This is a genomic window from Lelliottia sp. RWM.1 (assembly GCF_016859735.1).
In the GTDB taxonomy this organism is placed as follows: domain Bacteria; phylum Pseudomonadota; class Gammaproteobacteria; order Enterobacterales; family Enterobacteriaceae; genus Enterobacter.
The window spans coordinates 1-2,464 of sequence record NZ_WLVC01000112.1 but is presented as its reverse complement, the minus strand read 5'-3'; the positions used below and the strand labels follow the sequence as shown (position 1 = coordinate 2,464).

Here is a 2,464-nt window from a genome sequence, read left to right as displayed (position 1 = left end):
TCATGATGTCCCTCTGGGATGCGCTCCGGATGAATATGATGATCTCATATCAGGAACTTGTTCGCACCTTCCTTAGCATCCATGCAAGCATGATTAACCCAAGAACAATCAGTGATAATCCAGTGATAACATGGAACCATGTAACGAACCCTGTGAGAGTATAGTCACTGAGAGCATCGCTTTCGGTAAGATTTGAACTAACAATCTGCAATAAAATCAATACAGCTAAGATGATATGAAGCACACGTAGAAATGGTGTGTCTTTGTGAGGGAGAGCATTACGTAAATTTTCATTCATAATTTAGCCACTTTGTTAGGGGTGGTTGACCAAATCAACATGCCTTTTTATTAACGAAACCTTAACTTATCGGAACTAAACAATACTCTTTAATCAGAGAATGGTATCTAAACCTATAGTACATCACATCAGTAATATGAAGAGATTACCATGAAGAAGTGTTTTTCCAGCCAAGAGATCATCAGTATGTTTCAGTGAAGCACGAAGCGGGTATATCCGCCCCGTGCAACATCAATAGGACTTAGCTTATGTTGAGGCAATGTAGCATCGGTAAGCATGTTTGCGACCCCAACATTTTTATATGTACTGAGCAGATAAGATAACGTATTATAATTTCTTCACCAGGGCATAACTATCCATTCTAATACAAGCAGCTATATCATGTCAGTTCCGGGATATCTTTCCAGCATATCTACTTTCTCCTGATAGTTCCCGGTTCAGTCAACGCCAAGTTTATTATGGTATTTTCTCATCATACTGCCCAGTTTCTGTGCTGCAATTTTCCCAGCGTCAAGACCTTCCTTTTCAGCGGTACTTTCAACAGCAGTTACCTCATCAATCAGAAGTGACATACCTGCAACATACGTTTCCCTGTCATACCCCTCTACCGGGCCGTTCAAGATGGACTCTGCTGTTGATTTCAGATCCTGCATATCTTTCCTGAAAGATGTAACGTCCTCCTCCTTAAGTGCTGCGCGGTAGCTTTTATTCATCATCTTCATGGCATGTTCAACACCGTCAGAACCAGCTATTACACTGGTAGATAAAACAAGGGCTGTTCCTATTATAACACTATGCATAATTTTTCTCATAATAACCCCACATTGTTTACTATCATTTAAAAAAATCACAATCCGAAGACGTAACATTGAGCAAAGAAAATAATTATTTGCCAATTTCCCCGAAGAAAATCAGCATTAAAATTATTGTTTATGATTATTTACACTTCCATAATCAAGGCCACTTACCTCCTTAAAAAAAGGGTCAACATGCGTCATGACATTTAATACATGATGATTATCTAAAACTGATTTCCTGGCTAAAACAGCAATGTCATGCCCTACTTTCACTGATAAATTACCATTAATTTCCAGATGAACATCAACAACAACAAGATCTCCCATTTTACGGGTTTTGAGATCATGGATACCTTCAACTCCAGGCGTTGACAATAATGTGGTTTTTATTTTATTTTCAGTTTCAATATCCACGGATCTGTCCATCAAGTCATGAAGCGAATCTGACATAAATGAATATCCCATTCTGGTTACAATCAGTCCGACAACCATTGCAGCAACTGGGTCGAGTAATTTAAAACCTGATAAGTTCCCAATAATACCAATAGCCACAACCAAAGACGAAGCGGCATCAGAGCGTGCATGCCAGGCATTAGCGACCAGCATAGTGGATTTTACTCGGGTTGCTACGGCAAGCATATAGCGAAAAAGAAGCTCTTTGATAACCAGTGCGGCTAAAGCCACCCACAGAGCAACAATATGTACCTGAGGAATATCATCTGGTTGTTTCATTTTATTTACTGCTGACCATAACATGCCGATGCCAACAATAAATAAAATTGTCCCCAGAATTAATGATGCACCATTTTCATAACGATGATGACCGTAGTGATGGTCATCATCGGGATTTTTTTTACTTTTATGGTTTGCAATGAGTACAACAAAGTCTGAGACTAAATCAGACAGGGAATGAATACCATCCGCGATAAGTCCCTGAGATCCAGAAAATATACCAGTAATCACCTGCCCGGATGTCAGAAAACAATTAACAAGCACACTAACCCACGTACTTTTACGGGCCGCGATGAAACGCTCATGAGAACTAATATCAATATCATCCGTAAATTTGTTTACCTGCATCAGAAACTCCTTATAACAGCATCAACAGTTAATACTAAACAGACTATCCTTCCCGGACAGGTTCTGTGGCGAAAATATAATAATTGGTGAGATTTATTCCTGTAAAGGACGTGCCATGTTTGTGATGACATTCATTTATCATAATTTTTAAACATTAATTTATTCTTAACAGAATATGAAAAAATTGACAGTTACCACTGACCTGCCCCCACGATTAGGGAAGGTGCGAACAAGTTCCTGATATGAGATCATCATATTCATCCGGAGCGCATCCCAGAGGGACATCATG

The 2,464-nt window shown here is 39.2% G+C and carries 2 protein-coding genes and 1 pseudogene; all 3 read right to left on the bottom strand.

Features of this window, described 5'->3' with window-relative positions; genetic code table 11:
- Positions 1-73: 73 nt before the first annotated feature.
- Positions 74-298: pseudogene (locus tag GF617_RS26720) on the bottom strand (cytochrome b/b6 domain-containing protein); the annotation flags it as partial.
- A gap of 437 nt (positions 299-735) precedes the next feature.
- The gene (locus tag GF617_RS26715) at positions 736-1,110 is read right to left on the bottom strand and encodes a cytochrome b562 (RefSeq protein ID WP_011977761.1); all 375 of its coding nucleotides are present in this window, start codon (positions 1,108-1,110) and stop codon (positions 736-738) included.
- A gap of 111 nt (positions 1,111-1,221) precedes the next feature.
- Positions 1,222-2,175, bottom strand: coding sequence for a cation diffusion facilitator family transporter (locus GF617_RS26710; RefSeq protein WP_001198018.1), 954 nt, complete (start codon positions 2,173-2,175; stop codon positions 1,222-1,224).
- Positions 2,176-2,464: the final 289 nt, after the last annotated feature.